Source organism: Rhizobium sp. BR 314 (assembly GCF_047445805.1).
Lineage (GTDB): Bacteria > Pseudomonadota > Alphaproteobacteria > Rhizobiales > Rhizobiaceae > Rhizobium > Rhizobium lusitanum_B.
Genome location: NZ_JARWLA010000017.1, coordinates 37,804 through 64,053 on the forward strand (window position 1 = coordinate 37,804; position 26,250 = coordinate 64,053).

Consider the following 26,250-nt stretch of genomic DNA (forward strand, 5'->3'; position numbering starts at 1 on the left):
AACAGATCGTCTGCCGCCCTGGCCACAACCAAAGGGCGGCGGCATGTTGAAATCGAGTTGCGAGGGCAATAGGCTAGGTAAATATGCGGGTCTGGATTTCGTGTTGCGGGAACGTCTAGTCTCATCTGAGTGAAAGCCATGGGGGTACCGGAATGAATTCGAAGCGTCGCGGCGTTCTTGCGTTCCTGGCCGGACTTATCCTGGGGCAACCGTCCCCCAGTAATGCATCGAGCAAATCCTCGGTCTTTGCCGCGGCCCGCTCCAGTTACAAACCGCGTCACGTCCTTTGTTTTCTTGGCGGGGAAAACGGCCTTGAGGCGCTCAAGCAGAGTGCTCGCGCCGGTATCGACGCGCTCGGCGCCGGCTTTTCCGTCGATGAGGACTATTCGCGGGACAAACCTGACGATCGTATGGTTCGGTCCTTCAATATTTGTTGGGATCGTGTCGATCCCGAAGCCTATCAGAAGACTGACGAGGATGCGGTCGCCACGCACGGATCGGTGCTGTACGTCCTTGGCCCGTCGATGACAGCAGAGACGGCGGTGGCAACATCGGCAAAAGCCCTGCTGCTCGTACAACACATGCTCGACCATGGTGCTGTCGCTGCAAAGGGAGAAAGCGCGGGCGTCGCCCATGGCGTGCAGCGATGGAGGGAGCTTTCCGAACAAATGCGAAAGGCTGCGGCCTCCGATGATCTGCCGGCCGTTGCGCGGGCTTGTCGCCTGGCCCTTGCGCGCCGGCCCATCGGCGACGATGCCGATGGAATGGCGAGCGTCGGATTTCATCTGGTCGGCTTGCCCGATGTTCTGATTACCGTCGGTCGAAAGGACGACCAGCCGCGGACCACCAATACCGAACAGCTCAAAATTGCCGCTCTGATCGACGAGATCGCCGATGAGATGGTGAAGGACGGCGTCGAGGTCGTGTTGAGGCGTCGTCACATCGAACTGTCTGACGACACGCGATACGAGGAGAACGAATATAAATTCAATCCCTTCGGCGTTGCCACGGTGGCTGAGCCATGGAGCGCCGAATGAAGATCTTGGACTTCAGAAATACGTTATCCTCCCTCTGCGTCCTTGCGACATTGTCGAGCTCCGCCTGGGCCGGCGATAGCGTGACGGTTCCGGGTTATGCACCGGTAACTGGGGTCGAGCGCAGCTACCGTGTTCAAAAGGCGACCGAAAGCGACATGTCGCTCTGGTTCGACGCGTCCGGCGCTGCCTCCGTGATCACGCGCGGCGAGTTTCGCCAACGCATGACTGTGGTGTCGCGGGATGATAAGGGCATGCGGGTTCGCTGGTCTCTGAGCGCCGACCTGCCGGATGGTATCGCGGGCGCTGTTGACACCTATCAGATGAACCCGCTTTATCGCAATTCTCTCACCGCATACGGCGTCGGCGCGCTCGAAATGGAAACGGATCTGAACGGCTTTCCAAACAGTTTGTTCGGTGTTGATCAGATATTGGCGAATATGCGTAGGATGGCGACAAATGGACCGGATGGAGCCCTCGCTCCGCCGCAGAGCGGCGTCTATGACATCATTGATCGCATCCAGGAAAACCCTCTTCAAATTGTCACTGTCCTGACGCCGGAAGCGCAGCTGCTTGCCACAGGGCAAGCCTATCAGGATGAGGCCATGGAGGTCGGTAAGGCTCTCACGGCGTCTCGAAACGAGGACTATGGCGGCGTCAGCGTCCCCGTCGCATCGAACTGGCTCCTGCAATCCACTGATGTCCCCAAGCATACCGCGACCCTGTCTGTAGTGGATGAGTATGATCCCGACGCATTCCGCCAGTCTCAACAGGGCGCGATCGACAAGTTTTTGGGCGCCTTCGGCGAGCGATTGAAGAGCCTTACGGCCGATCAGTTGACCTCCGTCAAACGCGCGAGCAAGACGCGACGCGCGGAGTTTGTGGTGTCTCTGAGCGATGGATCCGTCATCGAAGCATTGGAAACCGTAACGGTTATTTCGGCAGGTTCGACATTCCACACCTATACCCATATCAGGCGCGAAGACGCGCCGGCTGTGCTGCAAGTTCCGGCCATCCTGACGGCCGCGGACTTGCGTGTGCCGAAGCTGAAAATCGAGCCGCTTTCGCCGGCCGGTGCCGCGCCGGGCATTCCCGGCCTGCCGTCGATATCGCAGGCCTCGACGACCATATCGCAGGAGCCGTCGACCGTAACGAGCAATGATGCGGAAAAGTCGATCGCGCCAGTCTGGCTTGAGGTGAAGAGCGCGCAGGTCCTCAAAGCCTCCAACGGCTATGGATATGAACTGGAGGTCGTGCTTACGCCGGATAGTGGCGAGGCGTTTCAGAAATTCACCCAGGCGGCGATTGGCCGGCAAACGCAAGTGCTGATTGATGACAAGGTCGTCATCGAGCCTTGGATAAGGGAGCCGATCATGGGCAGCCGTCTCACGCTAACCGGATCCGACATGACGGCGCTGAGAGCCATGGCTGAAAAACTGTCCATCTCGGGAGCTAAAATTCTCGTGCGAACGCGATCGTGACGAGACGTTTGCGGTAGCATTCGGCCTTGAACGCCCCGAACATCGATGATAGGCCGAGCTTCTCTATCGGAGTGCCCTGCCAGTGATCCTCTAAGCTCAGATCAACACAAACATCTCAGAGTTGCAGCCCTTGCGCTCAACGACGCGTGTGTTCGTGGATCCGAAAACTCAGTTTCACTTTTCAAGCAGATATATGCCGGGCATGGCGCTTTCGTCTGCTACGGCTTGGCAACGATATAGAGGTTCTCATGCTATCATCAAATTCAGCGTCCTTGGATGTTTATGGCCATAATCAATCGGCGTGGGACAGGCTCGCCATCAGCGATTGTGAATGGTCCCGCCCGGTTGCGCCGGAAATCACGGCTGCCGCCAAGCGCGGCAAATGGTCGGTTCGGTTGACCCCCGGTGAATTACCGAGCCACTGGCTGGGAGACGTCAAAGGGTGTCGCATCTTGTGCCTGGCGTCCGCCGGCGGTCAGCAAGCACCTGTGCTCGCAGCGGCGGGGGGCGAGGTGACCGTTTTCGATGCTTCCGAAAAGCAGCTTGAGCTGGATCGAAAAATTGCAGCGCGCGATGGATTGGAACTCAAGGCAATTCAGGGAGATATGCGTGATCTCTCCTGCTTTGCCGATGAGACATTCGATATCGTCTTCAATCCGATTTCCAATCTCTATGTTCCCGGTATCAGGCCTGTTTGGCGCGAATGCCATCGCGTGCTGAAGCCACAAGGACGTTTGCTGGCCAGCTTCTATAATCCCGTCGTTTTCATGGGAGATCGCGATCCAGCGCTGATGAAGGAGGGGCTTATCCGGCCAGTCTTCATGATACCTTATGCCGATGCGAGGGATCTTGATGCAACGGCACTGGAGGCAAAGCTGGCGCGGGGCGAAACCCTGGTGTCGGGGCATAGTTTGTCCGATCAGATTGCAGGCCAGATCGAGGCGGGCTTCCATATCGCCGGCTTTCTGGAGGACCGGCAACCCGCGCCCCGCTTCCTCGTAGATAAGTTCCTTCCGACCTTCATCGCGACTTTGGCATTGAAGGTGGCCTAGGCAGCGAACCACCCAGCCTGTCGGGGAAGAATGGCGTCTTGTGCAACATTGCGTCGCCAAGCCACCATTCTTTCATTGAGGCGATGCTGTGGTGACCGCTATTGGCGCTGGCGGGCCGCCCAACATGCAATGAGTCCTGTCGCAGCTTCCTCATGTCGAAAGCTTCGGCTCTTGCCATGATATCAAGTGGCGCGAAGCCTCCTCACAAATCTCAATGAAGGTGACCGGCACCGTAAGACCCAAGGGTCACCGTCCACCGACGATTCTCGGCATGGTGGCCTCCTGCGGAGGTTCTCCTGCAACCATGACACGGTTACGGCCCGCCTCTTTGGCAGCGTAAAGAGCAGAATCCGCGCGGCCGATCTGATCGGCGATTGCGGCATCTCCGCTCTCCGCAGCCGCGACGCCGAAACTGGCGGTAATTTTATGGTTGGGTCCGATTTCGCCACGTTCGACGCCGGCAAATGCGAGCCTGATGGCGTTGGCAAGGTCGCCGGCCTGGGCAAGGCTTGCAGCGGGAAGAAAGATGACGAACTCCTCGCCACCGAAGCGCGCCGCAAGGGCGTCGGCGGGCAAACGTTCGCGCAGCAACCCTGCAAGGGCGAGGATCACGCGATCTCCCATTGCGTGACCGAACTTGTCGTTCACCCGCTTGAAGTGATCGATATCGCAGATGATGATTGCACCGGTTTTCCCGCGATGCCGCAGCTCGGCGGCAGCTCTGTCGAAGCCGCGCCGATTAAGCAGGCCGCTGAGATGGTCCCGATCCGCCGCGTCCCGATAGATCGCGATCGTATCGAGGGCGACGGCGGCGAGGGCCGTTAGGGCCATCAGCAGGCCAAGGATCGATGCGCCGACCTGCATATAGAAATCGTAGCTGGACGAGGTGAAGCCCTCGATCCCTGTTGGCGAAGGCAGCAGAACGATCAGGATGGTGTCGCGGACGATCGTGTCAAGCACAACGGCGGAGGCGACGGCGAGAAGCAGCCGGTCACTTGCGTGCTGCGACCGACCGAAGCAGATCACGACCGGCAGACCCAAAAGGACGACACAGGCGAGATCGTTGACGAGAAGTTCGGCCGGTAGACTGTGTGCGACAATGACGGAGTAGAGATTGGAAGCAAAGGCGGCAATTGCGAGCGCGATTCGCGGTGCGATAAGGGAAGGTCTGCGGAAACGAGCGAGGAGCGCGCCTCCGAAAAAATAGAATGTTGCGATGAAAAGAGCGTCCGCCGTCAGGGTCTGAGCTTGCACCGGCAGCCACGAGAGAACCAGCGGCACGGAAAATGCCGCCGCCGCCGAAAGATAGCCTGTGCCCCAGATCCTTGCCTGGCGCGAACCCCAATGGCCGACGATGAGGAAAGTACACCCGAACGTCAGCATGATAACCGGAAGCAGGAAAGCGAAATTATCGGTTGGCACCATGAAGATCCCTTGAATCCATTCGACCTGCCGCGAGCAGAATAGCGGAATTCGAGGGGCGCTTATATGCGAAACAATGCGGGCTAGATATCATAGATCGGCATAATGGGCGTTGCCGGGCTGCCAGCATGCAAGACGCTGGTTTGTACGGTTGAGACTGCCTAAACCGGGCCTACCTCGACGCGTGCGCTCGTTTTCTATCGGGCGGGCAGATTGGCAAATCCTGTCGCCGGCAAATTCGGGGAAGGTCCGAACTCTCTATGCCAGATTCTTGAGATACAGCGAAAGCAGCTGGGTCTGCGACGAAATGCCGAGCTTGCGATAGACGTTGCGTCTGTGGACTTTCACCGTGCCGGTGGAGATGTTGAGTTTGAGGCCGATCGATTCCGACGAGTGTCCTTGCAGGACGAGCTCGACGATGGCAGTCTCGCGGCTTGTCAGATTGAGATCCCGCCAGACCGCTTCGGCCGGCGCGAGGGCTTCGCTCTGACCCTGCCGGCGACGGCTCCTGCCGCCGGCTGTCAACTGCGCATCGAAGCGTGGAGCAAGGCTGGCCCAATAATGTCTTACCATGTTAGCGACGAGCGGCTCGACCTTCTTGAGTGTCAGGAATTCCGCAGGCGGAAAAACGCCTGTTTGCTCGCGCCGCATCAGTGACAGGACGACGGTGATGTCCTCGTCAACATTGACGAAAAAGCCGATTTCCTCGGCAAGCCCCGTTTGCACATAATAGGTCCGGTAGTACTCGCTGGAAAAGAAGCGATCCGGTGCCAGCTCCCGCATTCTGAGCACGCCCTCGCGGCGGCTACGTGCCGTGTGGTAGAAGGGATCCAGCAGGTAAGGCCCGGCCTGATAGAGCGTCACGAAAACGACGTGCTCCTCGGGATCGAACGTGCTGTAGAGATCGATCGGCCGCTCCTTGCCGCGATAGGCGAAAACGACCACGTAGTCGAACCGCACCAGCGCCGCCATCGTCCGGCGAAAGGTCTCGCCGAACTCGGCATCCGTCATGGACGATCTGCCGATCATGGCATTGAAGGCCGCGAAAAGTCCTTCAAGGTCGGTGCTCATGTGACGGATCCCCTCTGCCGCCCTGCGCTAACAAGCGCAGCCCTCATATACACCTCCCATGAAGCAATCTGCACGAAAATACCTCTCTCGGGGTATATACCTCGCCGGAAGCCCAGGCTTACTCTTTCTTTAACGACGGTGGCAATAAGGCAGATGAAGACTGCCGACCAACCGCGGGGAACAGACGTGGCATCCGCTTCAACGAACGACATCGAATTCCGTTCGGTTACGAAAGCCTATGGCGCCGTGACCGCCGTAACGGACATCAATCTCAATGTGCCCAAGGGCGCATTTCTGGCGCTTCTCGGGCCTTCCGGTTGCGGCAAGACGACGTGTCTGCGCATGATCGGCGGCTTCGAGCAGCCGAGCGAGGGCACGGTGCTGATCGACGGGCGCGAGATGAACGGCGTTCCCGCCTATCGACGGCCCGTGAACATGGTGTTCCAGCACTATGCGCTGTTTCCACATTTCAACGTCGCGCAAAACGTTGCCTATGGGCTGAAGCAGATGCGTCCGAAAGTCGGCGCGGCTGAGATCGACCGGCGCGTCGCCGAAGCGCTTGAGATGGTCCGCCTCGGCGGCTTCGCCAAGCGCCGCATCCACGAAATGTCGGGCGGGCAGCAGCAGCGCGTTGCGCTTGCTCGCGCCATCGTCAATCGCCCCTCCGTGCTCCTGCTCGACGAGCCGCTTGCCGCGCTCGACAAGAAATTGCGCTCGGCCATGCAGATCGAACTTCAGACGCTGCAGCGCGAACTCGGCATCACCTTCGTTCTGGTCACCCATGACCAGGAAGAAGCACTGTCGATGGCCGATATCGTCTGCGTGATGAGCGCCGGCCGCATCCGCCAGCTCGGCACGCCGCAGGAGGTCTATGACCGCCCGGCCGATCTCTTTGTCGCAGATTTCGTCGGCAAGACGAACCGCATCGAGGCCACGATGGAAGCTGACGGCGAAACGCTGCGTCTTGCCGACGGCTCGGCGCTTTCGGCCGGCAAGCGGCTCGTGCCCGGAGCCGCAATTGCGGCATTGCGTCCGGAGGCGATCAAGCTCACCCGCGAAATGACGGCGGCGGGCATGTCTTTCAAGGGCACAGTGACCCACCGCATCTTCCTGGGCTCATCGGCGGAATACGCGGTCACCGTCCCAGGATTGGGCGATTTCCTGATCACCTCAGATCGCAGCAGCATGAGCGAAAATGACCTCGTCGGTCCAGGCGAGCAGGTTTTCCTCGGCTTCGATCCCAAAGCCTTACATGTCTTTCCAGCATCGAATGCATAAACCAAAACAAGGGAACAGCATCATGAGCAAGGATTACAAGGACAATCTCCCCATTTCAGCTGAAGGCTTCATGGATGAATTCATGCGCCTGAAGCGCGGCTCCGTCAGCCGCCGTCATTTCCTCGGCATCACCGGTCTCGGCCTTGCGACGGCGGTTCTGTCGCGCTTCCCGGGCGCGCTTTCGACGCCGGCCTATGCCGCAGGCGAACTCGGCACGCAGATGTCGATCGCGACTTGGCCGAACTATCACGATCCCCAGACCTTCGAGAACTTCAAGGCGGCAACCGGCGTTGCCGTCGAGGTCAATGTCTTCGGCTCGAATGAGGAAATGCTCGCCAAGCTTCAGGCGGGCGCCTCCGGCTGGTCCCTCTATGTGCCGACCAACTACACGATTTCGACCTATCACAAGCTCGGCCTTGTCGAAGAGCTCGATCTGTCCAAGGTTCCGAACTTTAGCCAGACCACCGAGAGCCCGCGCTTCACCAAGGAAGGGCAGATCGACGGCAAGACCTATGCCGTGCCGAAGAACTGGGGCACGACCGGCTTTTCTGTGAACACCAAGAAGATCAAGACGAAGCTCGCAAGCTGGAAAGACTTCTTCGAGATCGCGCAGACCGAGGCCGATGGGCGCGCCATGGTGCACGATTATCAGCTGACAACCATCGGCAGCGCACTCGTTTCACTCGGCTATGATTTCAACTCGATCAAGCCCGAAGAGCTCGCCAAAGCCGAAGAACTGCTGATCAAGGTCAAGCCGCATCTCTTTGCGATTAACTCCGATTACCAGCCGTCCATGCGTTCGACGGATGCCTGGCTCACGATGTGCTGGACCAATGACGGCGCGCAGCTCAACCGCGACATGCCGGAACTTGCCTATGTGTTGGGCAAGGACGGCGGCGAAATCTGGACCGACTATTACGCGATCCCGAAGGATGCTCCGAACAAGGCAGCCGGGTACGCTCTTCTCAACTATCTCATGGATCCGAAGAACGCGGTGAAGGAGCACATCGCCAACGGCGCCCCGACCACAGACAGCCGCGTCATCGCTCTTCTGCCGAAGGACATCACCTCGAACAAGATCGTCTATCCCGACGAGGCCGCGCTGACCCCGCTGGAATTCGGCGCCGCCGTCACGCTCACCGATCCGAGCCGCGCCGAGTTGATGGCCCGCTTCAAGTCGGCCTGATCGTCCTTGCCCCACCCCGGTCCCTAGCGTCATTGCGTGAAGGGGCCGGGCTCGCATTCCGAACCGGCGATAAAGAAACCCATCGATGCCCCTTACCTCTGCCACCAAACGGCGCCTTGTCACCGCTGCCCTCGTCGGCCCGGCAAGCATCTGGCTGTTCGTCTTTCTGGTGCTGCCCTTCATCGCCATCATCGTCTTTGCTTTTGGCGAGCGAGCGCCGGAAGGCGGCTATCAGGCTGCCTTCACCTTCGCGCAATTCGCCAATCTCGGTTCTCGCTCGGCAGCCTTCGTCAATACGCTGATCCTTGCGCCGATCGGTGCTGCAGCCTGCCTGCTTGTTGCCTATCCGGTCGCCTATTATCTGGCAGTGAAGGCAAGCCCGCAGCGCCGACTGCTGCTCGTCTCGCTGGTGGTCGTTCCCTTCTGGACGAGCCTTCTTGTGCGCACCTATGCCTGGATGTATCTGCTTGGCGCGCGCGGTATTCCGCATCTGCTCGAATATGTCGGGATCGAGAATGTCAGGCTGATCAATACGCCTGGTGCCGTGCTCCTCGGCATCGTCTATGGATACCTGCCGCTGATGATCATGCCGATCTATGTCAGCCTCGAAAAGCTCGATCGGCGACTGCTGGAGGCATCGGCCGATCTCGGCGCCAAGCCCATCTCGACCTTCTTTTCCATTACGCTGCCGCTATCACTGCCGGGTGTCATGACCGGCGTTGCCCTCGTAACCATCCTGCTGCTTGGTGAGTATCTGATCCCGCAGTTGCTGGGGGGCGGCAAAGTCTTCTTCATCGGCAACGCGCTCGTCGATCTCTTCCTGCAGTCGCGCAACTGGCCGTTCGGATCGGCGATCGCCGTGACGCTGGTGGCTGTTGTCGTCATTATATTGCTTGTTGCCATGCGCATCGCCTGGCGCGTTGCAGGCACCCGCCAGGTGGATCTCGTCTGATGCGCGCACTCGTCACTTTCGTTTATCTTTTCCTTTATACGCCGATCGCGCTTGTCGTGCTGTTCTCCTTCAATGCCGGCCGCAATGCGAGCGAGTTCACCGGCTTTTCGACCCAATGGTACGGGCGGGCGCTGTCGAACACCTTCCTCATGGAAGCGCTGCAAAACAGTTTGATCATCGCCTTCACCAGTGCGACGCTTGCCGCGATCTTCGGCACGATGGCGGCGATTGGCCTGGAGCGGCTCGGCCCCGGCATGCGCGCCATCTTCGACGGGTTGTTCGCCGCGGCGATCGTCGTCCCAGGTGTTGTCATCGGCATTGCGACGCTGGTGGCTCTGGTCGAGGTCTTCGGCATCGTCAATCCGCTGATCGCAGCCGTCTGGCCCGGCGACCAGCCACCGAAGTTCGCACTCGGTTACGGCTCGATCATCGCGGCGCACGGACTCTTCACCATGGCGCTGGTGACAATGATCGTGAGGGCGCGCATTGCAAGCCTTGGCCGCGATATTGTTGAGGCCTCGAGCGATCTCTACGCAACACCACTGACGACGTTCCGCCAGATCGTCCTGCCGCAGATCATGCCGTCGATCCTTGCAGGCTTTCTGCTCGCCTTCACCTTTTCCTTCGACGATTTCATCATCGCATTCTTCGTGGCGGGATCGAACACGACCCTGCCGATCTATGTCTTCGCTTCGATCCGTCGCGGCGTCACGCCGGAAATCAATGCCATTGCGACGATGGTGCTGATCGCATCGCTCGTCCTCATTCTCATCGCGCGCTTTCTGATGCGCGAAAAGACAACGACAAACTGACCAGGGAAACATCATGATACTCAAGGATCGGGTCGCAATCGTCACCGGAGCCGGCTCCGGGATCGGCCGCGCCGGCGCGCTCATCATGGCGCGTGAAGGTGCGCATGTGATCGTCGCCGATATCGATTTGGCAAGTGCCGAGGAGACTGTAAGCCAGATTGCCGGCGCAGGTGGCGGGGCCGAAAGCATGGTTGTCGACGTTATGGACGATCGCGCCCTTGAGGCTGGCATTGCCAAAATCGCGGCGCAGCATGGCCGCATCGATATCCTGCACAATCATGCTGGCGCACAGGTCGCGGGCAATCTGGAAGAAGTCGCGGTTTCAGGCTTCGACACATCCTGGAACCTGAACGTGCGAGCGCATTTCATGGCCGCGCGCTTCGTCATGCCGATCATGAGGAAGGCCGGTAAGGGCGTCATTCTCAACACCTCGTCCTCGTCAGGCGTCCTCTACGACCGCGAGATGATTGCCTACACCACCTCCAAGCATGCGGTGATCGCCATGACCCGGCAGATGGCGGGCGACTATGCCCGGTTCGGCATAAGGGTAAACGCGATTTGCCCCGGTTGGGTCGACACGCCATTCAATGCACCGTTCATCGCGCAGATGGGCGGCCGCGATGCTATTGAAGGCTATATTGCCGAAAAGGTGCCGCTCGGACGCTGGGCCGACGTCTCGGAAATTGCCGAGCCGATCCTCTTCCTCGTTTCCGATCGTTCCTCCTACATGACAGGCCAGATCCTTGTCGTCGATGGCGGCGAAACGGTCGTCTAGGTCGACATACGGCGTCGCCTGAGCTTATCTTAAACCACACCGGGAAGGGGCGGAGTGGCACGATTTGGGCCTATTGCTCACGGTCTAAAAAAATCTTCTGAACCGCGATCCGTTTCCAGCCTTCGGATCGTCCTTGGCATATCCGAAACAGAAGGAGATATGCCATGTCCGACCAACCCGTCACCTTGATCAATCTCTTGAGGTGCGAGCCGGGAAATCAGGAGGCGTTGATCGCACTCCTGCAAGAGAACATAGAGACCGTCATCCGCACGCTTCCCGGCTGGAGGATGACCCGGTTGATCGCGGCGGCGGACGGCACCGGCGTCGTCATCCAGTCCGAATGGGAGACACCTGCCGCCGTCGCAGCGATGCGTGAGGATCCGCGTATGAGAGCCTATTTCCCGAGGATCGCCGCGCTGGCAAGCTTGGAAACGATCATGGGCTCGGCGGTGGCGACTATGACACACGAACGCACCGTCGAATCCGCCTCATATGGCCCCCAGGTGGACGCTGGAGCAGCCCGGATGGTCGTGATCTATCGGACGCCGAAGGATCCGGAGGCATTCGACAGGCACTATTTCGATATCCATGTGCCACTTGCCAAGAAGCTTCCGGGGCTCAGAAGTTACGAGATCAGTCATGGGCCGATCGCAGTGCCGGTAGGTTCCTCCGATATATATCGGATAGGCACGCTGTACTTTGACGACCTCGCGGCAATCAAGATGGCTTTCGCAAGTCCGGAAGGTCAAGCGGCTGCCGCAGATCGCCGAATTTATGCGCCCGACGACTCCGGTGTTCAAATGTATCTTTTCGACAAGAGGCCGGTTTGAGCCTGCGTCCCTTTTGCCTGTTCACGAGAGGAAGGGGCAGCTTTGCGCGGAAGGGCGCGAGCAATGTGCATCAGCGGCCGAACAACGACATTTTCTAGGGAGACTTTCACATGCCGGCACCCAAAGCCGCTTTCGTCTTGGTCCACGGGGCTTGGCACAGCCGCTCCGTATGGAACAAGGTCATACCGTTTCTGGAAGCCAGTGGTTTCCTTGCCTTGACGCTCGATCTTCCCGGCGCCGGTGCAAATGCATCAGCGCCTGCGTCGCTCCATCGGCAACCGTTCGATGCGGCTGCATTTGCCGCAGAGCGGTCGCCCGTCGCCGACTCGCCGCAGGAGGAGCGGACCAGCGCTGTTGTTGCACTGGTGGAAGAGGCTGCATCGCTGGCTGGCGGCAAAGTCATTCTCGTCGGACATTCGGCCGGCGGGATGACGATCTCGGCGGTTGCGGAGCAGGTGCCGAGCCTGCTTCTCGCCGTTGTCTATCTAGCGGGTTTCATGGTGCCGAACGGTATGTCATTGCTCACCATGCTTCAGCATGGCACCATGTCTTCGGCCCTGTCGCCCGGCTTGTTCATAGGTGACCCCGTCGCCATCGGCGCGACAAGGATCCATGCTGGATCGACCGACGAAGCCTATAGGTCGCTGCTCAAGGCTTCGTTCTATGCGGATGTGCCGGAGAGCGAGTTCGCGCAGGTGGCATCGCAGCTCCATTGCGACGAATCGAACGCCGGCGCGCTCGCTCCTTCGCCGGTAACACCAAGGAGATTCGGCTCGGTGCGTCGCCACTATATCCGGTGTACCCAGGACCGTGCCGTTCCGCTCTCCGGACAAGACCATATGATCGCTACTGTTGATAGTGCGCTCGGCGGCAAGACCACTACCCACACATTGGATAGCAGCCACTCGCCATTCCTGTCGCAGCCGGCTAACCTGTCAAAGATCCTCATCGACATCGGTGTCCGATCCCTGGCAGAAGAGAATGCGAACAGAGGGTAAGCCAATGGACACGGATGGTTTCGAAGATCGATTGCAAGCGCTGCGACCGCGCCTTCATCGATACTGCGCGCGCATGACGGGATCGGCCGTTCAGGGGGAGGACATCCTGCAGGACACCCTGGTCAAGGCGTTGCATGCTCGAAGCCAGGGAGCCGAGGTGAACAACCTTGAAGGCTGGCTGTTTCGCATCGCCCACAACACGAGCCTCGACTTCCTGCGCAGCAACTCTCGAAACACCGTCGTCCCGCTCACGGACGATATCGAAGCCGATCCCATACCCGAAGCGGACATTGTCGCGATCGTCTTTCAGACATTTCTGCGGTTGCCGGAGCTGCAGCGCTGCGCGGTGATCCTCAAGGATGTCCTGGGGCATTCGATAGAGGAGATAGCCGGCATTGCCGATTGCTCTCCAGCGGCCGCAAAATCGGCACTCCAACGCGGGCGCGTGACACTCAGACTGCTCGCGCAGGAGGGCGAAGACACAAGGCTGCCGCTGATGTCCGACACGGACCGTCGGAAGATCGCAGCCTATGTCGATATGTTCCGAAGCGGCGATTTCGACGCGATCCGGGCCATGCTCGCCGATGATGTGAAGCTGGAGCTGGTCAACCGGCTCACGTGGCAGGGACGTGACAAGATCGCTCCCTATTTCACGCGCTATGCCGAGGTGGCGAAATGGCGGTTTGCTCTTGGTGCTGTGGAAGGAAGGCCAGCTATGCTGGTCTTCGATGGCACCGGCTCGATGGACATTCCCGCCCATTTCGTCCTGATCGAATGGTCGGAAGGCCGGATTATCGAGATCAGGGATTTCCTTTTTGCTCCCTATGTGCTTGAGGCCATGGATTGGGTGCGGTTGTCGTGAACACTCCGCTGTCCGGATAGAAAGCCCGCGACATTCCTAGGAAATGCGTCAGGCGGCCGTGTTCATGCCGACTGTCGCATGATGAGCCGCGCTTCGAGATGCGTCGTCCGATCCTGGCTTTTTGATTGTTCCGAGGTTCCGCCAATCGCTGCAAACAGCATGTCGATACCGGCGGCTGCAATGCCACGGTAATCCTGTGCCATGGTGGTCAGCGGCGGGCAGGTGAAGCGACTGAGCGGATGGTCGTCATGGCCGGCGACGCGCAGGTCGCAATCGCTGTCGTGCCCGACACGAAGTCGCCTTTCGAAGGCCGCCGCGATGACACCGAAAGCGAGGCGATCATTGGCGCAAAGCACGGTGCGCGTCGGAAAGCCGGAACCATCAAGCAGGCGTCCGGCGGCCTCATAGCCCAATTGCTCGAAATTCCAGTCTTTCGGCGGGATCGCCAATGTGACGGGCTCCAACCCCAGTCGCTCCATGGTTGCGATATAGGCGTTCCGTCGTTCGAGAGCGTTCTGGTTGACGGCGGGCATCTCCAGAAAGCACGGATGCTCGCCTGTCCTGCAAAGATATTCGGTGATGTTGCCGATGCTCTGACGGTTGTCGGTGCCGACAAAGGGGCGGTCGCCGATACTATTGTCGAGGAAGACCGTCGGCATGGCGTCGGCGAGACTTTCGAGTAGCCGTGCATCCGTCTCGAAACCGAGTGGCGCCATCAGAACGCCTGCGATGTTCAGCGATAGCAGAGTGCGCATAGCCCGCGCCTCGAGCTTCCTTTCGCCGTGAGAGGACAGGACGATCGTCCAGTAACCTTCAGCAAAGCAGCGCATTTCGACCTGGCGTACAATCTCGGCATAGAACGGATCCGAAATGTGCGGGACGATCAGTCCAATATTCTTCGGGTTCTTGCGATTGAGGCTGACCGCGAAGATATTCGGTCGATAATCATAATCCTTCAGTGCCTTTTCGATGCGGGCACGGGTTGAGGGCTTTACGCTCTCGGGGTTGTCGAAATATTTCGAAACGGTCGGGCGGGAAAGCCCGCTTGCCGCAGCGAACTCTTCCATCGTCCGGATTTTGCTCTCGCTCATGGTCGCTTTCGAGGTTCGTAGCGGTTCGGTGCGCTCTCGCGCTCATTTAGCATGCGTAAAAATAAATCTTTAGGCCTATCAGAGGGATGATGCTGGTTTTACAGGCCTCCGCAACTGTTCGTCACATGTATAGCCGCCAAATCAGCCGTTACAAACAGAATTTAGTACGGTAAAGTTTTTTCCACGTGTAAATAAATTGGTTGACGCGATATCCAATCGATGCGATAGGAAGCTCGCCCGATATGGGTGGATATGTCCTGCGCAGGAGAGGAAAGGCGGCTGCCGCCGCCAGCTGACAGGGCAGCTTCACAAGTTCTTAATCAGCCGGCGAGGCCGGCAATTGGAGGAAATCATGCTTCGCAAAACGCTCGGTCGCATTCTTCTTTCCGGCGCTGCCCTTGCCCTTATGGCAAGTGTCGCATCCGCAGCTGGCATTGGCGCGTCGCTCCTGACGCAGCAGCATCCATTCTACATCTCGCTTGCCAACGCGATGAAGAAGGAAGCTGAGGCGGAAAAGGTGCCGCTGGAAGTGGCGATTGCCAACCAGGATCTGTCCAAGCAGCTTGCTGACGTCGAGGATTTCATCACCAAGGGCGTCGACGTCATCGTCATTTCGCCAGTCGACAGCAAGGGCGTGCGCGCGGCGATCAAGAAGGCCGAGAAGGCTGGTATCAAGGTCATTACCGTCGACGTTCCGGCTATCGACGCTGACGTCACCTCCTTCGTCGGCACGGACAATTTTGCCGGCGGCGAGAAGGCTGCCGAGCTGATGGCGAAGTCCATCGGCGGCAAGGGTAAGGTCGCCGTTATCGACTATCCGACGGTTCAGTCGGTCGTTGACCGCGTCGAGGGCTTCAAGAAGGGTCTGGAAAAGTATCCAGACGTCAAGATCGCCGCCATCCAGACGGGCATCACGCGTCCGGAAGCGCTTGCTGCTGCGCAGAACATGCTGCAGGCCAACCCCGACATCGTCGGCATCTTCGGCTTCGGTGACGACGCTGCGCTGGCTGCTGCTTCTGCCGTCAAGGCTGCCAAGCTCGAGAGCCAGGTCAAGGTCATCGGCTTCGACGGCATGGAAGAGGCGCGCAACGCTGTGAAGAACGATCCGATCATGGTTGGCGTCATCGCTCAGTATCCGGACCAGATGGGCAAGGTTGCTGTCGAAACCGCCGTCAAGGTCATTAAGGGCGAGACAGTTCCGGCCAAGCAGCCGATCGTGCCCGGCGTCGTGACCAAGGACGGCGAAACGAAGTAAATTGAGTTTCGCGGCGGCCTCTGGCCGCCGCGGTCACCTTACCCGGGCGGCTATCTGTTGTCTGCGGCCTGGACCGTAGTCCATCTTATTCGTTCATTCGCCAATGGCCGTGCTTGCTGCTACCGATGCGGGCGGCCACGGAGGATCATGCGTGACACAAAGCAATGCAGCCATACAGGAAGAAGCGTCGCGAGGCACGGGAACAGTGCTGGAGATCCGCGACGTCGCCAAGTCCTTTGGTGCCGTGCAGGCGTTGAAGCGCATGAACCTTAGAGTTCGCCGTGGCCGCGTGCACACGCTGTTGGGTGAAAACGGTGCTGGCAAATCAACACTGATGAAGATCCTCGCGGGCGTCTACAAGCCGACCTCGGGCGAGATCTTGCTGTCAGGCAAGGCCTACCAGCCGCAGAACCCGCGCGACGCTCGTGCTCACGGCATTTCGATTGTCTTTCAGGAGCTTAGCCTCTGCCGAAATCTATCCGTCGCGCAGAACATTTTTGCCAGCCACGAGCCGAGCCGCTTTGGATTCGTTCGTGATCGCGTACTCGTCACCAAGGCCGAAGCGCTGATCGAAGATCTCGGCCTTCCGGTCGATGTGCATGCCAAGGTGGGCGACCTCTCCATCGCGCAGCGCCAACTCGTCGAAATTGCCAAAGGCCTCAGCCTGCCTGCGGACGTGGTCATCCTCGACGAGCCGACATCGTCGCTTTCCGATAGCGAGGCGGAAATCCTGTTCTCGATCATCGAGCGGTTGAAGGCGCGCGGCAAGGCGATCATCTACATCTCGCACCGCATGGAAGAAATCATGCGGCTCTCCGACGATATTACCGTCATTCGCGACGGCGAATACGTTACCACGACGGAGAAGAACGAGACCAGCATCGACAAGCTGATCGCGCTGATGGTCGGCCGCGAAATGCAGGATATTTACCCGCCTCGCGTGGCACCGCGTCCGGCCGAGAGTGTTGCACCCGTCCTGGCGACGAAAAACCTCACGGTCCCGGGGAAGTTCCACGATGTCTCCATCGATGTGAAGCCTGGCGAAGTCGTCGGTCTTTTTGGCCTGATCGGCTCCGGTCGGTCCGACATCATGAAGGCGCTCTTTGGCATGGAGCGCCCGGAAGGGCAGATCCTCCTTGACGGCAAGCCGTTGACACTCGCCTCTCCCTCGGAGGCGATCCGCAACGGTATCGCCTTCGTGACGGAAAATCGCAAGGAAGAAGGCCTTGTGCTCGCGCACAGCGTCGAGCGCAACGTCAACATGGTGGCGCTGAAGCAGCTCGCCGGTCCCTTCGGCCTGATGCGCGGTAGCGCCGAGCGTGCCGCCGCCAAGACAGAAGTCCTGCGCCTCGCGATCAAGGCCGCCTCGATCGACACGACTGCCGGCTCGCTCAGCGGCGGCAATCAGCAGAAGATCGTGCTTGCCAAATGGCTGCAGATCAGGCCACGCGTGCTGATCCTCGACGAACCGACACGCGGCGTCGATGTCGGCGCAAAATTCGAAATCTACCGCATCATCCGCGAGCTTGCCGCCGAAGGCGCCGCGATCCTGATGGTTTCCTCGGAACTGCCCGAGGTACTCGGCCTCAGCGACCGCGTCGTCGTGATGCACAACAGAGGCCTGGCAGCCGTGCTCGATGCCGAAGGCCTGACACCCGAAACCGTTATGACCTATGCAGCGGGGATGCACGCATGAGCAATGTTCAGACTACGCAGGGAAGGGGCGCCGACACCCAGGCCCGCCCCTCGTTCTTCCAGTCGCCGGTGGTGCGCCAGTATGGCGGCATCATCATTTCGCTTGCCGTGCTTTGCATTGTCTTCTCGGTGTTGAACCCGCGCTTCCTCGCGTTCAACAACTTCATGAACATCATGCAGCAGGTGGCGGTTGTTGCCGTTGCCGCTTATGGCATGACCTATGTCATCCTGCTTGGCGATATCGATCTTTCGATCGGCTCGATCATCGCGGTTGCCGGCATGGTGGCGGCACAGGCTTTCGCCATGGGCTTCGGCTTCTTGCCGACCGTTCTGCTGACATTGGTGGCCGGCGCTATCATGGGAGGCTTGAACGGGGCGCTCTCTGCCAAGCTGATGCTGCCGTCGTTCATCGTGACCGTGGCGAGCATGGGGATCTATCGCGGTGTCGTTAGCCTGCCGACCAACGGCGCTCCGGCCATGATCGACAACGATGCATGGCTCGCCATCGGCTCGGAAAGCTTCCTCGGGCTTCCGATCATCATCTGGATCATGGCCGTGCTCTTCGCGATTAACCACATTGTCCTGTCGAAGTCGATTTTCGGTCGGCAGGTCTATCTTTCCGGCGGCAACCGCGAGGCAGCCGTTTATTCCGGCATTCGCGTCGATCGCATCAAGATCATCGTCTTCATGATTTCGGGCGTGATGGCGGCGATCAGCGGCATTCTGCTCTCTTCGCGCCTGTCCTCGGCACAGACCAATTCCGGCATGGGCTACGAGCTCGACGCCATTGCGGCTGTCGTGCTTGGCGGCACCTCGCTTGCCGGCGGCGTTGGCACGATGGTTGGCACCATTCTCGGCGCATTGATCATCGGCGTTATCAACAACGGCATGAACATGCTGTCGGTGCCCTATTTCTACCAGCTCATCGTCAAGGGCCTGGTCATTCTCATCGCCGTCTGGCTCGACGTGCGCAGCAAGGCGGTACGGACGTGAGCATGAAGAAGATCATCACCATTGGCGAGATCGTCGTCGAGATCATGGCGGTCGAAACGGGCAACGGTTTCCTGTCCGCTATCCCGCTGATCGGGCCTTTCGCTTCGGGCGCTCCGGCAATTTTCATCGACCAGGCGGCCAAGCTCGGCCAGCCCTGCGGCATCGTCAGCGCCGTCGGCAATGATGATTTTGGTGTGCTTAATGTCGAACGCTTGCGCAACGACGGCGCGGATGTTTCTGCCATCGCGGTACATCCGACCGCGGCGACCGGCAGCGCCTTCGTGCGTTACCGGCAGGACGGCAACCGCGATTTCATTTTCAACATCAAGCACAGCGCCTGCTCTGCCATTGGCTTGACGCCACAAGCCGAAGCGTTGGTCGAGACTGCAGATCACCTGCACATCATGGGCTCCGCGCTCTTCTCCGACGGCATCGTCGAGGCCATTCACCAGGCGACCAGGCGCATCAAGGCGAAGGGCGGTACGGTCTCTTTCGATCCCAATATCCGCAAGGAAATGCTGGAGCTGCCGGGCATGCGCGAGGCGCTCGGCCATGCGCTTGAGAATACTGACCTCTTCATGCCGAGTGGTGCAGAGATCTTTCTCTTTACCCAGGCAACGGAAGAAAAGGCGGCCGTTGCAGAATTGCTTGCGCGGGGCATCAAGGCCGTCGTCATCAAGCGCGGCGCCGAGGGCGCTAGTTATTTCGATGCTTCCGGCGAGACTATGGCTCCGGCCTTCAAGGTTGAAGAAGTCGATCCGACCGGCGCCGGCGACAGTTTTGGTGCGGCCTTTGTCACCTGCTGGTTGCGCGGTATGGCCGCCGACAAGGCCCTCGTTATTGCCAATGCCACCGGCGCACGCGCCGTCGGCGTCAAAGGCCCGATGGAAGGCACTTCCAGCATGGCTGAGATCGAAGCCTTCCTCGCCGCCCGCAATCTTTCCGGAGTATCGTCATGAGCAGCACCAAGACCCTCAGCACACTTCCTGCCCGCTATGCGGCGGGTGAACGGCGTGGCATTGCTTCCATTTGCTCGGCCCATCCGCTGGTCATTGAGGCCGCCTTCCTGGAGGGACTTGCGACCGAGATGGATGTGCTGATCGAAGCCACCTGCAATCAGGTCAACCAGGAGGGCGGCTATACCGGCATGACGCCTGCCGACTTCCGCCGCTTTGTGGAAGAAATCGCCGCGCACGTCGGCTTCGATACGCGCCGACTTATCTTAGGTGGCGACCATCTCGGCCCTAACCCGTGGAAGCATCTGCCGGCAGAAGAGGCGATGCAGCGCTCCGAAATGATGATGGACGCCTTCGTGCGCGCCGGCTTCACAAAGATCCATCTAGATACCTCGATGGGCTGCGCCGGCGAGCCGGTGGCCTTGTCGGATGCGGTAACCGCCGAACGCGCCGCGCGTCTTGCATTGGTAGCGGAGAAAGCGGCAGCGGAATCAGGCTTTGACTTGCCTGTCTATATCGTCGGTACGGAAGTGCCGATCCCCGGCGGCGCCATGGAAGCGCTCGACCATCTGGAGCTGACCAGCCCGGAAGCTGCGCTGGAAACCGTCGAGGTGCATCGCCGCGCCTTCGCCGCTGTTGGCCTCGAAAGCGCCTTCGCTCGCGCCATCGGCGTCGTTGTGCAGCCGGGCGTCGAATTCGGCAATGAGAATGTGGTGGTCTACGACCGTGCCGCCGCCTGCGATCTCAGCAATGTTCTGGCCCGTATGCCGCAGTTCGTTTTCGAAGCGCATTCGACCGACTACCAGCCGGCTTCAGCCCTGCGCGGGCTCGTCGAGGACGGCTTTGCCATTCTCAAGGTTGGTCCCGGCCTAACCTTCGCACTGCGCGAAGCGCTCTACGGTCTCGATCAGATCGCTGCGGTTCTTGATAACGGACCGGAAACCTTGCGGCAGGGCATGGAAGCTCTTTTGCTCGCAGAGCCGAAGAACTGGCAGAAATATTATCATGGCAACGAGGCGGAACTGCGCATTCAGCGACATTTCTCCTATAGCGACCGCATTCGCTACTACTGGCCGCATCCCGCTGCTGCCGCGCTTGTCGAGGGCTTGTTTCAAAGGCTCGGCGACCGAGAATTGCCGGAGACGCTGGTCAGTCAGTATCTCGGCGCGCTCTATCCGGCCGTCGCTGCCGGCACGGTGGAAGCGAAGGCGCGCCCGTTGGCGTTAGAGGCCATCCGGAACGTCATCCGCACCTATAATCGGGCGACGATCTGACGCCAATTGAGGTAAGTCTATGCATCGGGGAGCCGCCGGCCGCATTTCGCGGTTGCGGGTTCCCTTCCAGTCGTGGTGAATAAGCCCTCCGAAAGCAAACAGGACGCGCTGCTGCCGCTTTGAGGCCGCCCACGACACGATGAGACATCCTTCAAGCTCGATGGCCATTCCCTTCAGGCCCCTTGTGCTCTGGCTGGCAACAGCGGCGCTTGCCGTCGCGCTGCTGGCGGCCGTTCAGTATAGATCCGGAGTTGCCGAGCTTTCCGACTGGACGCGAGGAACGGATACTTTTCTGGCCGAAAAGCTGGCGCAGCACGATGCCCATATGACCGCGCTCGCCGCTGTGATCCGTATGTCGCCAACCGAGCCGTCGGCGGGCGTTCAGGGACTTGCCGAGTCGATAACCGCATTCTATCCCCGCGTCGCCGATATCGCGACGATCCGCATTGACGGCGCAAATGCCCACGTCATCGCCTATGGCAGAGCCCAGGGGCCGGCGAAGGAAACGGATCTGTCGACCCGCGACCTGCCGAAGCTCGGCAAGCCCGGAGAGACGGCCGTTCGGCCAATCCCCGAACACCACGCCTACGACATATACAAGCTCGTCGAAGCCGGCCGGTTGCTGCGCCTGCGCATCAACGCCGCGGCGCTCTTCGCCACAGACAGCCTGCCGTCTGGATACTCGGTCAGCCTGTCGCTCGGCGACACCGTGCTCTTCAGCAGAGTTTCGGACCAGGCTTCGATTGTGGACGTGAAGAGCAGCCTTTCCGCCGGCAATCCGGGACAGCCGCTGCATCTATCGATCAGCGAGGGTTTCAGTCTTGGCGAACTCTTTCCCTTCCGTCTGGTGCTTCCTCTGGTGCTGGGATCGGCCGCTGTGGTGTGGTTTGGCGTGCAGTATCGTAATACCCGCCGGGAGAAGAGGCGGCAGGAGCTTCGCGCTACACTTCTGGAGCAGGAGACACGGCTCGCCCATGCCGGCCGCGTCAACGCGCTTGGCGAAATGGCGTCGGGCATTGCCCATGAACTCACCCAGCCTGTCGCCGCCATGCTGAGCCAAAGCCAGGCCGCGCGGCGTGCGCTGACCTTGGACCGCGCGGATATTCTTGAGCAGGCTCTGGATGCCAATATCCGTGAGGCGAAGCGGGCGGGCGATATCCTCGGCCGCATGCGCGCCTATATCTCCGGCGCAGAGGCGCGGATCGAAAGAGTGGCACTGTCCGAGGCGCTGCATGGCGCGTTGCGCCTTGTCGAGACGGATTTGGCACAACAGGCGATCACGCTCGACGTTACGATAGCCGAGGCTCCCTGCATCGTCGCGATTGATGTCATCTCGTTTCAGCAGGTCATCCACAACCTCATTCGCAATGCTGCCGATGCGGTTGCCGGTCAACCGGGCGCGCGCATAACGCTCAAGGCTGGCTCGCAGAACGGCCAGGCGGTCATCGTCATCGCCGACAACGGGCCGGGGATCGACCCTGCGCTACTCGACCGCATCTTCGAGCCGTTTTTCACCACCAAGCCGGATGGCATGGGGCTCGGTTTGCCCCTCTGCATCCGATTGATCGAAAAGGTCGACGGCACCATTGAAGTACGCAACGATGGCGGCGCCTGCTTTACCATTCGCCTGCCAGCCGGAGGGGCCGCATGATCTATCTCGTCGACGACGACGCTTCGGTGCGCGAAGCGCTCACGCTCCTGCTTTCCACCTATGGCAAGAATGTCACCGCCTTTCCGGATGCGGCACATCTGCTTGCCCATCTCGACAAGGCCAAGCCTGGCATATTGATCCTCGATCTGCGCATGCCGGCAATCAGCGGGCTGCAACTCATGAAGAAACTGGCGGAGATGAATATCGACTGGCCGGCGATCATGATCACCGGTCACGGTGACGTCGAGGCTTGTCGCCGCGCCTTCAAGGCCGGAGTAGCGGATTTCCTCGTCAAGCCCGTCGACGAGCATGTGCTGATCGAGGCGATTGCTTCCTGCGAAGCGCAGCTTGCCGAACTCCTGGTGCGTGAGGAGACCGGCCGGCTGCTGGATCAGCTCACGGCCCGCGAACGCGAGGTCATCGAACTGGTCTCGAAAGGCTTGGGCAGCAAGGAGATCGCAGCGACGCTCGACGTGTCCGTCCGCACGGTGGACAGCCATCGTGCGAGCATCGCCATGAAGCTCGGCACGCCCGCGGTGGCCGAGCAAACACGCATATGGCTTGCCGCACATCGGTAGTTCTACCGATATGTCTCCGTGGCCGTGCGAATTCCGGCAAGCCGCCGCAACAGCTAGATCTCCCTTCAGGAAACACAACGCTTTGGAGATCCCCGAAATGAAAAAAGTCCTGCTTTCGCTCGCCCTTGCCACCGCGGTCGCTGCTCCGGCCTTCGCGGACAATACCGTCAAGCAGACCAGCCTCGGAACTGCATTTGCGGTTGATCTCGCCCAGGCTGCCGTTTCGGCTTGCGCAGCCGACGGCTATAACGTTGCTGCGGCTGTCACCGACCGCTCCGGCATTCTGCTGGCACTGGTCCGGGCTGAAAATGCCGGTGCCCATACCGCCAATGCCGCTACGGCCAAGGCTTATACCTCCGCCTCCTCGCGCAATCCGACCAGCGGCATGGTCGAGACAGTCCAGAAGAACCCGGCTGCCGCCGGTCTGGCCGATATCCCTGGCTTCCTGGTCCTCGCTGGCGGCGTGCCGGTAAAGGTCGGCAAGGACACGATCGGCGCTATTGGCGTCGGCGGGGCGCCGGGTGGTAATTTCGACGAAGCCTGCGCCACCAAGGCGCTCGACAAATTCGCCGATCGCCTGAAGTAAGGTCTCGCCTGAAATGTCTCGAAGCGCCCGCAAACGCATCTGCGGGCGCTTTTGCCGTCGGCGGCGGCATCGCTTGCGGCATGGCTGTGTCGCTCCCGGCCGCTCAAATGCGCTTGTCACTCCGGCCGGATAACTTCTCCAGGCAGTGGCGAATGGTTTCGACAATATCGGCGGCTGTCAGTTTTGCTGTCGTAATCTGCCCCTCCTGGCTGTCGTGATCGATGAAGCGATCGGGCAGGGTCATTGCCCGGAAAACGAGCCCGCGATCCATCAAGCCTTCCCATGTCAGGCAATGCATGACGGCCGCACCAAAGCCGCCAGCGGCGCCCTCTTCGACGGTCACCAATATGGGGTGGTGTCTTGCCAGACGGGTGATGAGTTCGACATCCAGCGGCTTGGCGAAGCGCGCGTCGGCGACCGTGACGGATAGCCCCAATCCTTCGAGTACACGTGCGGCCTCCAGGGCATCCGCAAGGCGCGTGCCGAGCGACAGGATCGCAGCGGAAGTTCCTTCTCTCAGGATTCGTCCGCGGCCTATGGTCAGCGCTTCCGCTCTCGCCGGTTGCAGTGCTCCCGTGCCGGGGCCGCGGGGATAGCGGATCGCGCTCGGACGGTCGTCAATCTGCCGCGCTGTCCGAACCATGTGGATGAGTTCCGCCTCGCGCACATGGCGCAGGAGGGGGATGAGCTGGTGAAGATCATGTCCATCGACAGGCCCGACATAGTAGAATCCGAGTTCGTCGAATAGTGTCGACCCCGTCATCAGGCTTCGCGCTAATTCTTCGGTTCGCCGTATCCCACGTTCGAGGTGCGACGATATCTGGCCGGCGAGTTTCAAGCCGAGATCGCGGAACGTCAGAAATTGCCGGCTGCTGATGAGGCGCGAGAGGTAGCCGCTCATCGCACCGGTCGGCGGTGCAATGGACATTTCGTTATCATTGAGGATCACGATCATACGCGCTTTCATCGCGCCGGCATTGTTCATCGCTTCATAGGCCATGCCCGCGCTCATGGCGCCGTCACCAATCACGCAGACAATGGTCCGATCTTTGCCGGAACCTTCTGCGGCCAGCAGATCGCGGGCGACCGCCATGCCGAGGCCTGCTGAGATCGATGTGGAGGAATGGCCTGCGCCAAAAGGATCGTATTCGCTCTCGCTACGGCTGGTGAACCCCGCCAGGCCGTCGCGCTGGCGGATCGTTCGCATCCGGTTCCGCCGACCGGTCAGAATCTTGTGCGGGTAGGCTTGGTGCCCGACATCCCAGATGAGCCGGTCGTGCGGCGTGTGGAGGACGGCATGCAGCGCCACCGTCAGTTCTACGGCCGCAAGCGACGAACCGAGATGGCCTCCCGTCTGCGAGACCACGTCGATCGTCTCAGTGCGCAGTTCGTTCGCCAGATGTTGCAGCTGCTCGATTGAAAGGTTCCAGAGATCCCGAGGGGTCCCGATCCGGTCCAGCAATGGTGTTGCAGTACGTTCTGGTTCTCTGCTCATTCTACCGATCGTGTCCGTCCTTTGCGCTGATGCTCACACCGCCTCACGTCACGAGCTTGTGACTGTGCTCACCTTTACCCGGCCATATCGAGGCGGGCGGGATCGCCCTGTGTAGCGAAAGCGCCCATGCCGCGTCTCGCTTGCATGCGTTGCCGTCCGGCAAACCCGGCTTGTCAGCTTCCAACCGGCTTTCTCCTAAAGGGGCGCCTATCTTCTGGAAGTGAAACCGGACAAAGGAGGAAGCAAGTGAAGCTCTATTATGCGCCGGGCGTCTGCTCGATGGCCGCCCACATCAGCGCCGTGGAGGCCGGTATTTCCCTAGACTTGATAGGAGTGAACATTCGCAGCGAGCCGCATCGCGTCGAAGATGGCCGTGATCTCAAGTCCGTGAGTGCAAAGGGCCTGGTGCCGATATTGGAACTCGATGACGGACAAGTTCTCACCGAAGGCGTCGCGATCCTGCTGTATCTTGCCGACCGGAAGCCGGAAGCGATGCTGGCGCCGGCGCAAGACAGCTTCGATCGCTACCGCTTGCAGGAGTGGCTGACCTTCATCAGCTCCGAGCTGCACAAGACCTTCAGTCCGTGGTTGTTCCATCCCGAATATGGCGCGCAGGCCGCCGACGTTGCCAGGGAAAGACTGAAGCCCCGTTTCGACATCCTCGAAACTCATCTCGCGCGTCATGACTATCTCGTCGGCGACCGCTTCAGTATCGCCGATGCCTATTGCTTCACGATCATGAACTGGTCGAACGGGCGCGGTATCGATCTCGACGCTTGGCCACATCTGATGCGCTATCTCTCAAGGGTCGCCGAGCGCCCGAGCGTGCATGCGACGCTTGTTGCCGAGGGCTTGCGCAAATAGCGAGTGGCCTTGGGGCGCGCTGAGAGTGCCCGTCGGGTGTTCCGCGTGGGCACGGGCCG

General features: G+C 60.1%; 24 protein-coding genes. 20 read left to right on the forward strand and 4 right to left on the reverse strand.

Going from position 1 to position 26,250, the window contains the following annotated elements:
* Positions 1-152: 152 nt before the first annotated feature.
* From QD461_RS20585 to QD461_RS20595, 3 genes are all read left to right on the forward strand, one after another.
* Positions 153-1,037: a hypothetical protein gene (locus tag QD461_RS20585; RefSeq protein ID WP_414089425.1), complete on the forward strand. Its 885-nt coding sequence runs from the start codon at positions 153-155 to the stop codon at positions 1,035-1,037.
* Entirely contained in the window at positions 1,034-2,515 is a 1,482-nt protein-coding gene (locus tag QD461_RS20590; RefSeq protein ID WP_414089426.1) for a SecDF P1 head subdomain-containing protein, read from the forward strand. Before QD461_RS20585 ends, QD461_RS20590 begins: the two co-directional genes overlap by 4 nt.
* 248 nt (positions 2,516-2,763) lie before the next feature.
* Positions 2,764-3,567: a class I SAM-dependent methyltransferase gene (locus tag QD461_RS20595; protein WP_414089427.1), complete on the forward strand. Its 804-nt coding sequence runs from the start codon at positions 2,764-2,766 to the stop codon at positions 3,565-3,567.
* A 246-nt stretch (positions 3,568-3,813) separates the two neighbouring features.
* Here the strand turns inward: QD461_RS20595 and QD461_RS20600 are convergent, their stop codons facing one another.
* Both QD461_RS20600 and QD461_RS20605 read right to left on the reverse strand, forming a co-directional pair.
* Positions 3,814-4,992: a diguanylate cyclase gene (locus QD461_RS20600; RefSeq protein WP_414089428.1), complete on the reverse strand. Its 1,179-nt coding sequence runs from the start codon at positions 4,990-4,992 to the stop codon at positions 3,814-3,816.
* Between the two features lie 255 nt (positions 4,993-5,247).
* The gene (locus tag QD461_RS20605; protein ID WP_184705300.1) at positions 5,248-6,060 is read right to left on the reverse strand and encodes a helix-turn-helix domain-containing protein; all 813 of its coding nucleotides are present in this window, start codon (positions 6,058-6,060) and stop codon (positions 5,248-5,250) included.
* A gap of 153 nt (positions 6,061-6,213) precedes the next feature.
* Between QD461_RS20605 and QD461_RS20610 the strand changes: the two genes are divergently transcribed.
* From QD461_RS20610 to QD461_RS20645, 8 genes are all read left to right on the forward strand, one after another.
* The gene (locus QD461_RS20610) at positions 6,214-7,338 is read left to right on the forward strand and encodes an ABC transporter ATP-binding protein (protein ID WP_414089429.1); all 1,125 of its coding nucleotides are present in this window, start codon (positions 6,214-6,216) and stop codon (positions 7,336-7,338) included.
* 22 nt (positions 7,339-7,360) lie between these two features.
* Positions 7,361-8,524, forward strand: a complete 1,164-nt coding sequence (locus QD461_RS20615; RefSeq protein WP_414089430.1) for an ABC transporter substrate-binding protein — start codon at positions 7,361-7,363, stop codon at positions 8,522-8,524.
* Between the two features lie 85 nt (positions 8,525-8,609).
* On the forward strand, positions 8,610-9,476 hold the full coding sequence (locus tag QD461_RS20620) for an ABC transporter permease (RefSeq protein WP_184705306.1): 867 nt from the start codon (positions 8,610-8,612) through the stop codon (positions 9,474-9,476).
* Positions 9,476-10,288, forward strand: coding sequence for an ABC transporter permease (locus QD461_RS20625; protein ID WP_414089431.1), 813 nt, complete (start codon positions 9,476-9,478; stop codon positions 10,286-10,288). The genes QD461_RS20620 and QD461_RS20625 overlap by 1 nt, the downstream gene beginning before the upstream one ends.
* 13 nt (positions 10,289-10,301) lie before the next feature.
* Positions 10,302-11,063 (forward strand): SDR family NAD(P)-dependent oxidoreductase, encoded by a 762-nt coding sequence (locus QD461_RS20630; protein ID WP_414089432.1) that lies wholly within the window; start codon positions 10,302-10,304, stop codon positions 11,061-11,063.
* Positions 11,064-11,227: 164 nt separating this feature from the next.
* Positions 11,228-11,893, forward strand: coding sequence for an EthD family reductase (locus tag QD461_RS20635; protein ID WP_414089433.1), 666 nt, complete (start codon positions 11,228-11,230; stop codon positions 11,891-11,893).
* Between the two features lie 110 nt (positions 11,894-12,003).
* Positions 12,004-12,891, forward strand: a complete 888-nt coding sequence (locus tag QD461_RS20640) for an alpha/beta fold hydrolase (protein ID WP_414089434.1) — start codon at positions 12,004-12,006, stop codon at positions 12,889-12,891.
* Between the two features lie 4 nt (positions 12,892-12,895).
* Positions 12,896-13,753 carry a sigma-70 family RNA polymerase sigma factor gene (locus QD461_RS20645; protein ID WP_414089435.1) on the forward strand — a complete coding sequence of 286 codons (858 nt, stop codon included), beginning with the start codon at positions 12,896-12,898 and terminating at the stop codon, positions 13,751-13,753.
* A 62-nt stretch (positions 13,754-13,815) separates the two neighbouring features.
* Here QD461_RS20645 and QD461_RS20650 read toward each other — a convergent pair whose 3' ends face one another.
* Positions 13,816-14,844: a LacI family DNA-binding transcriptional regulator gene (locus tag QD461_RS20650; protein WP_414089436.1), complete on the reverse strand. Its 1,029-nt coding sequence runs from the start codon at positions 14,842-14,844 to the stop codon at positions 13,816-13,818.
* Between the two features lie 352 nt (positions 14,845-15,196).
* On the opposite strand from QD461_RS20650, the gene QD461_RS20655 reads away from it, so the two are divergent.
* The 8 genes from QD461_RS20655 (at position 15,197) to QD461_RS20690 (ending at position 23,832) form a co-directional block, all read left to right on the forward strand.
* On the forward strand, positions 15,197-16,099 hold the full coding sequence (locus QD461_RS20655; protein WP_414089437.1) for a substrate-binding domain-containing protein: 903 nt from the start codon (positions 15,197-15,199) through the stop codon (positions 16,097-16,099).
* A gap of 151 nt (positions 16,100-16,250) precedes the next feature.
* Positions 16,251-17,795, forward strand: a complete 1,545-nt coding sequence (locus QD461_RS20660; RefSeq protein WP_414089438.1) for a sugar ABC transporter ATP-binding protein — start codon at positions 16,251-16,253, stop codon at positions 17,793-17,795.
* Positions 17,792-18,787 carry an ABC transporter permease gene (locus QD461_RS20665; RefSeq protein ID WP_414089439.1) on the forward strand — a complete coding sequence of 332 codons (996 nt, stop codon included), beginning with the start codon at positions 17,792-17,794 and terminating at the stop codon, positions 18,785-18,787. The genes QD461_RS20660 and QD461_RS20665 overlap by 4 nt, the downstream gene beginning before the upstream one ends.
* Before the next feature lie 2 nt (positions 18,788-18,789).
* Complete coding sequence (locus QD461_RS20670; RefSeq protein ID WP_414089491.1) at positions 18,790-19,746, forward strand: sugar kinase; 957 nt, start codon at positions 18,790-18,792, stop codon at positions 19,744-19,746.
* Positions 19,743-21,017: a D-tagatose-bisphosphate aldolase, class II, non-catalytic subunit gene (locus QD461_RS20675; protein ID WP_414089440.1), complete on the forward strand. Its 1,275-nt coding sequence runs from the start codon at positions 19,743-19,745 to the stop codon at positions 21,015-21,017. The genes QD461_RS20670 and QD461_RS20675 overlap by 4 nt, the downstream gene beginning before the upstream one ends.
* Positions 21,018-21,156: 139 nt before the next feature.
* A complete protein-coding gene (locus QD461_RS20680; RefSeq protein ID WP_414089441.1) occupies positions 21,157-22,668 on the forward strand; it encodes a sensor histidine kinase in 1,512 nt (503 codons plus the stop codon).
* Positions 22,665-23,246, forward strand: coding sequence for a response regulator transcription factor (locus tag QD461_RS20685; RefSeq protein ID WP_414089442.1), 582 nt, complete (start codon positions 22,665-22,667; stop codon positions 23,244-23,246). Before QD461_RS20680 ends, QD461_RS20685 begins: the two co-directional genes overlap by 4 nt.
* 97 nt (positions 23,247-23,343) lie before the next feature.
* Complete coding sequence (locus QD461_RS20690) at positions 23,344-23,832, forward strand: GlcG/HbpS family heme-binding protein (RefSeq protein WP_414089443.1); 489 nt, start codon at positions 23,344-23,346, stop codon at positions 23,830-23,832.
* A 103-nt stretch (positions 23,833-23,935) separates the two neighbouring features.
* Here the strand turns inward: QD461_RS20690 and QD461_RS20695 are convergent, their stop codons facing one another.
* Complete coding sequence (locus QD461_RS20695; protein WP_414089444.1) at positions 23,936-25,327, reverse strand: 1-deoxy-D-xylulose-5-phosphate synthase N-terminal domain-containing protein; 1,392 nt, start codon at positions 25,325-25,327, stop codon at positions 23,936-23,938.
* A 246-nt stretch (positions 25,328-25,573) separates the two neighbouring features.
* On the opposite strand from QD461_RS20695, the gene gstA reads away from it, so the two are divergent.
* Complete coding sequence (gene gstA / locus QD461_RS20700; RefSeq protein ID WP_414089445.1) at positions 25,574-26,191, forward strand: glutathione transferase GstA; 618 nt, start codon at positions 25,574-25,576, stop codon at positions 26,189-26,191.
* Positions 26,192-26,250 lie beyond the last annotated feature (59 nt).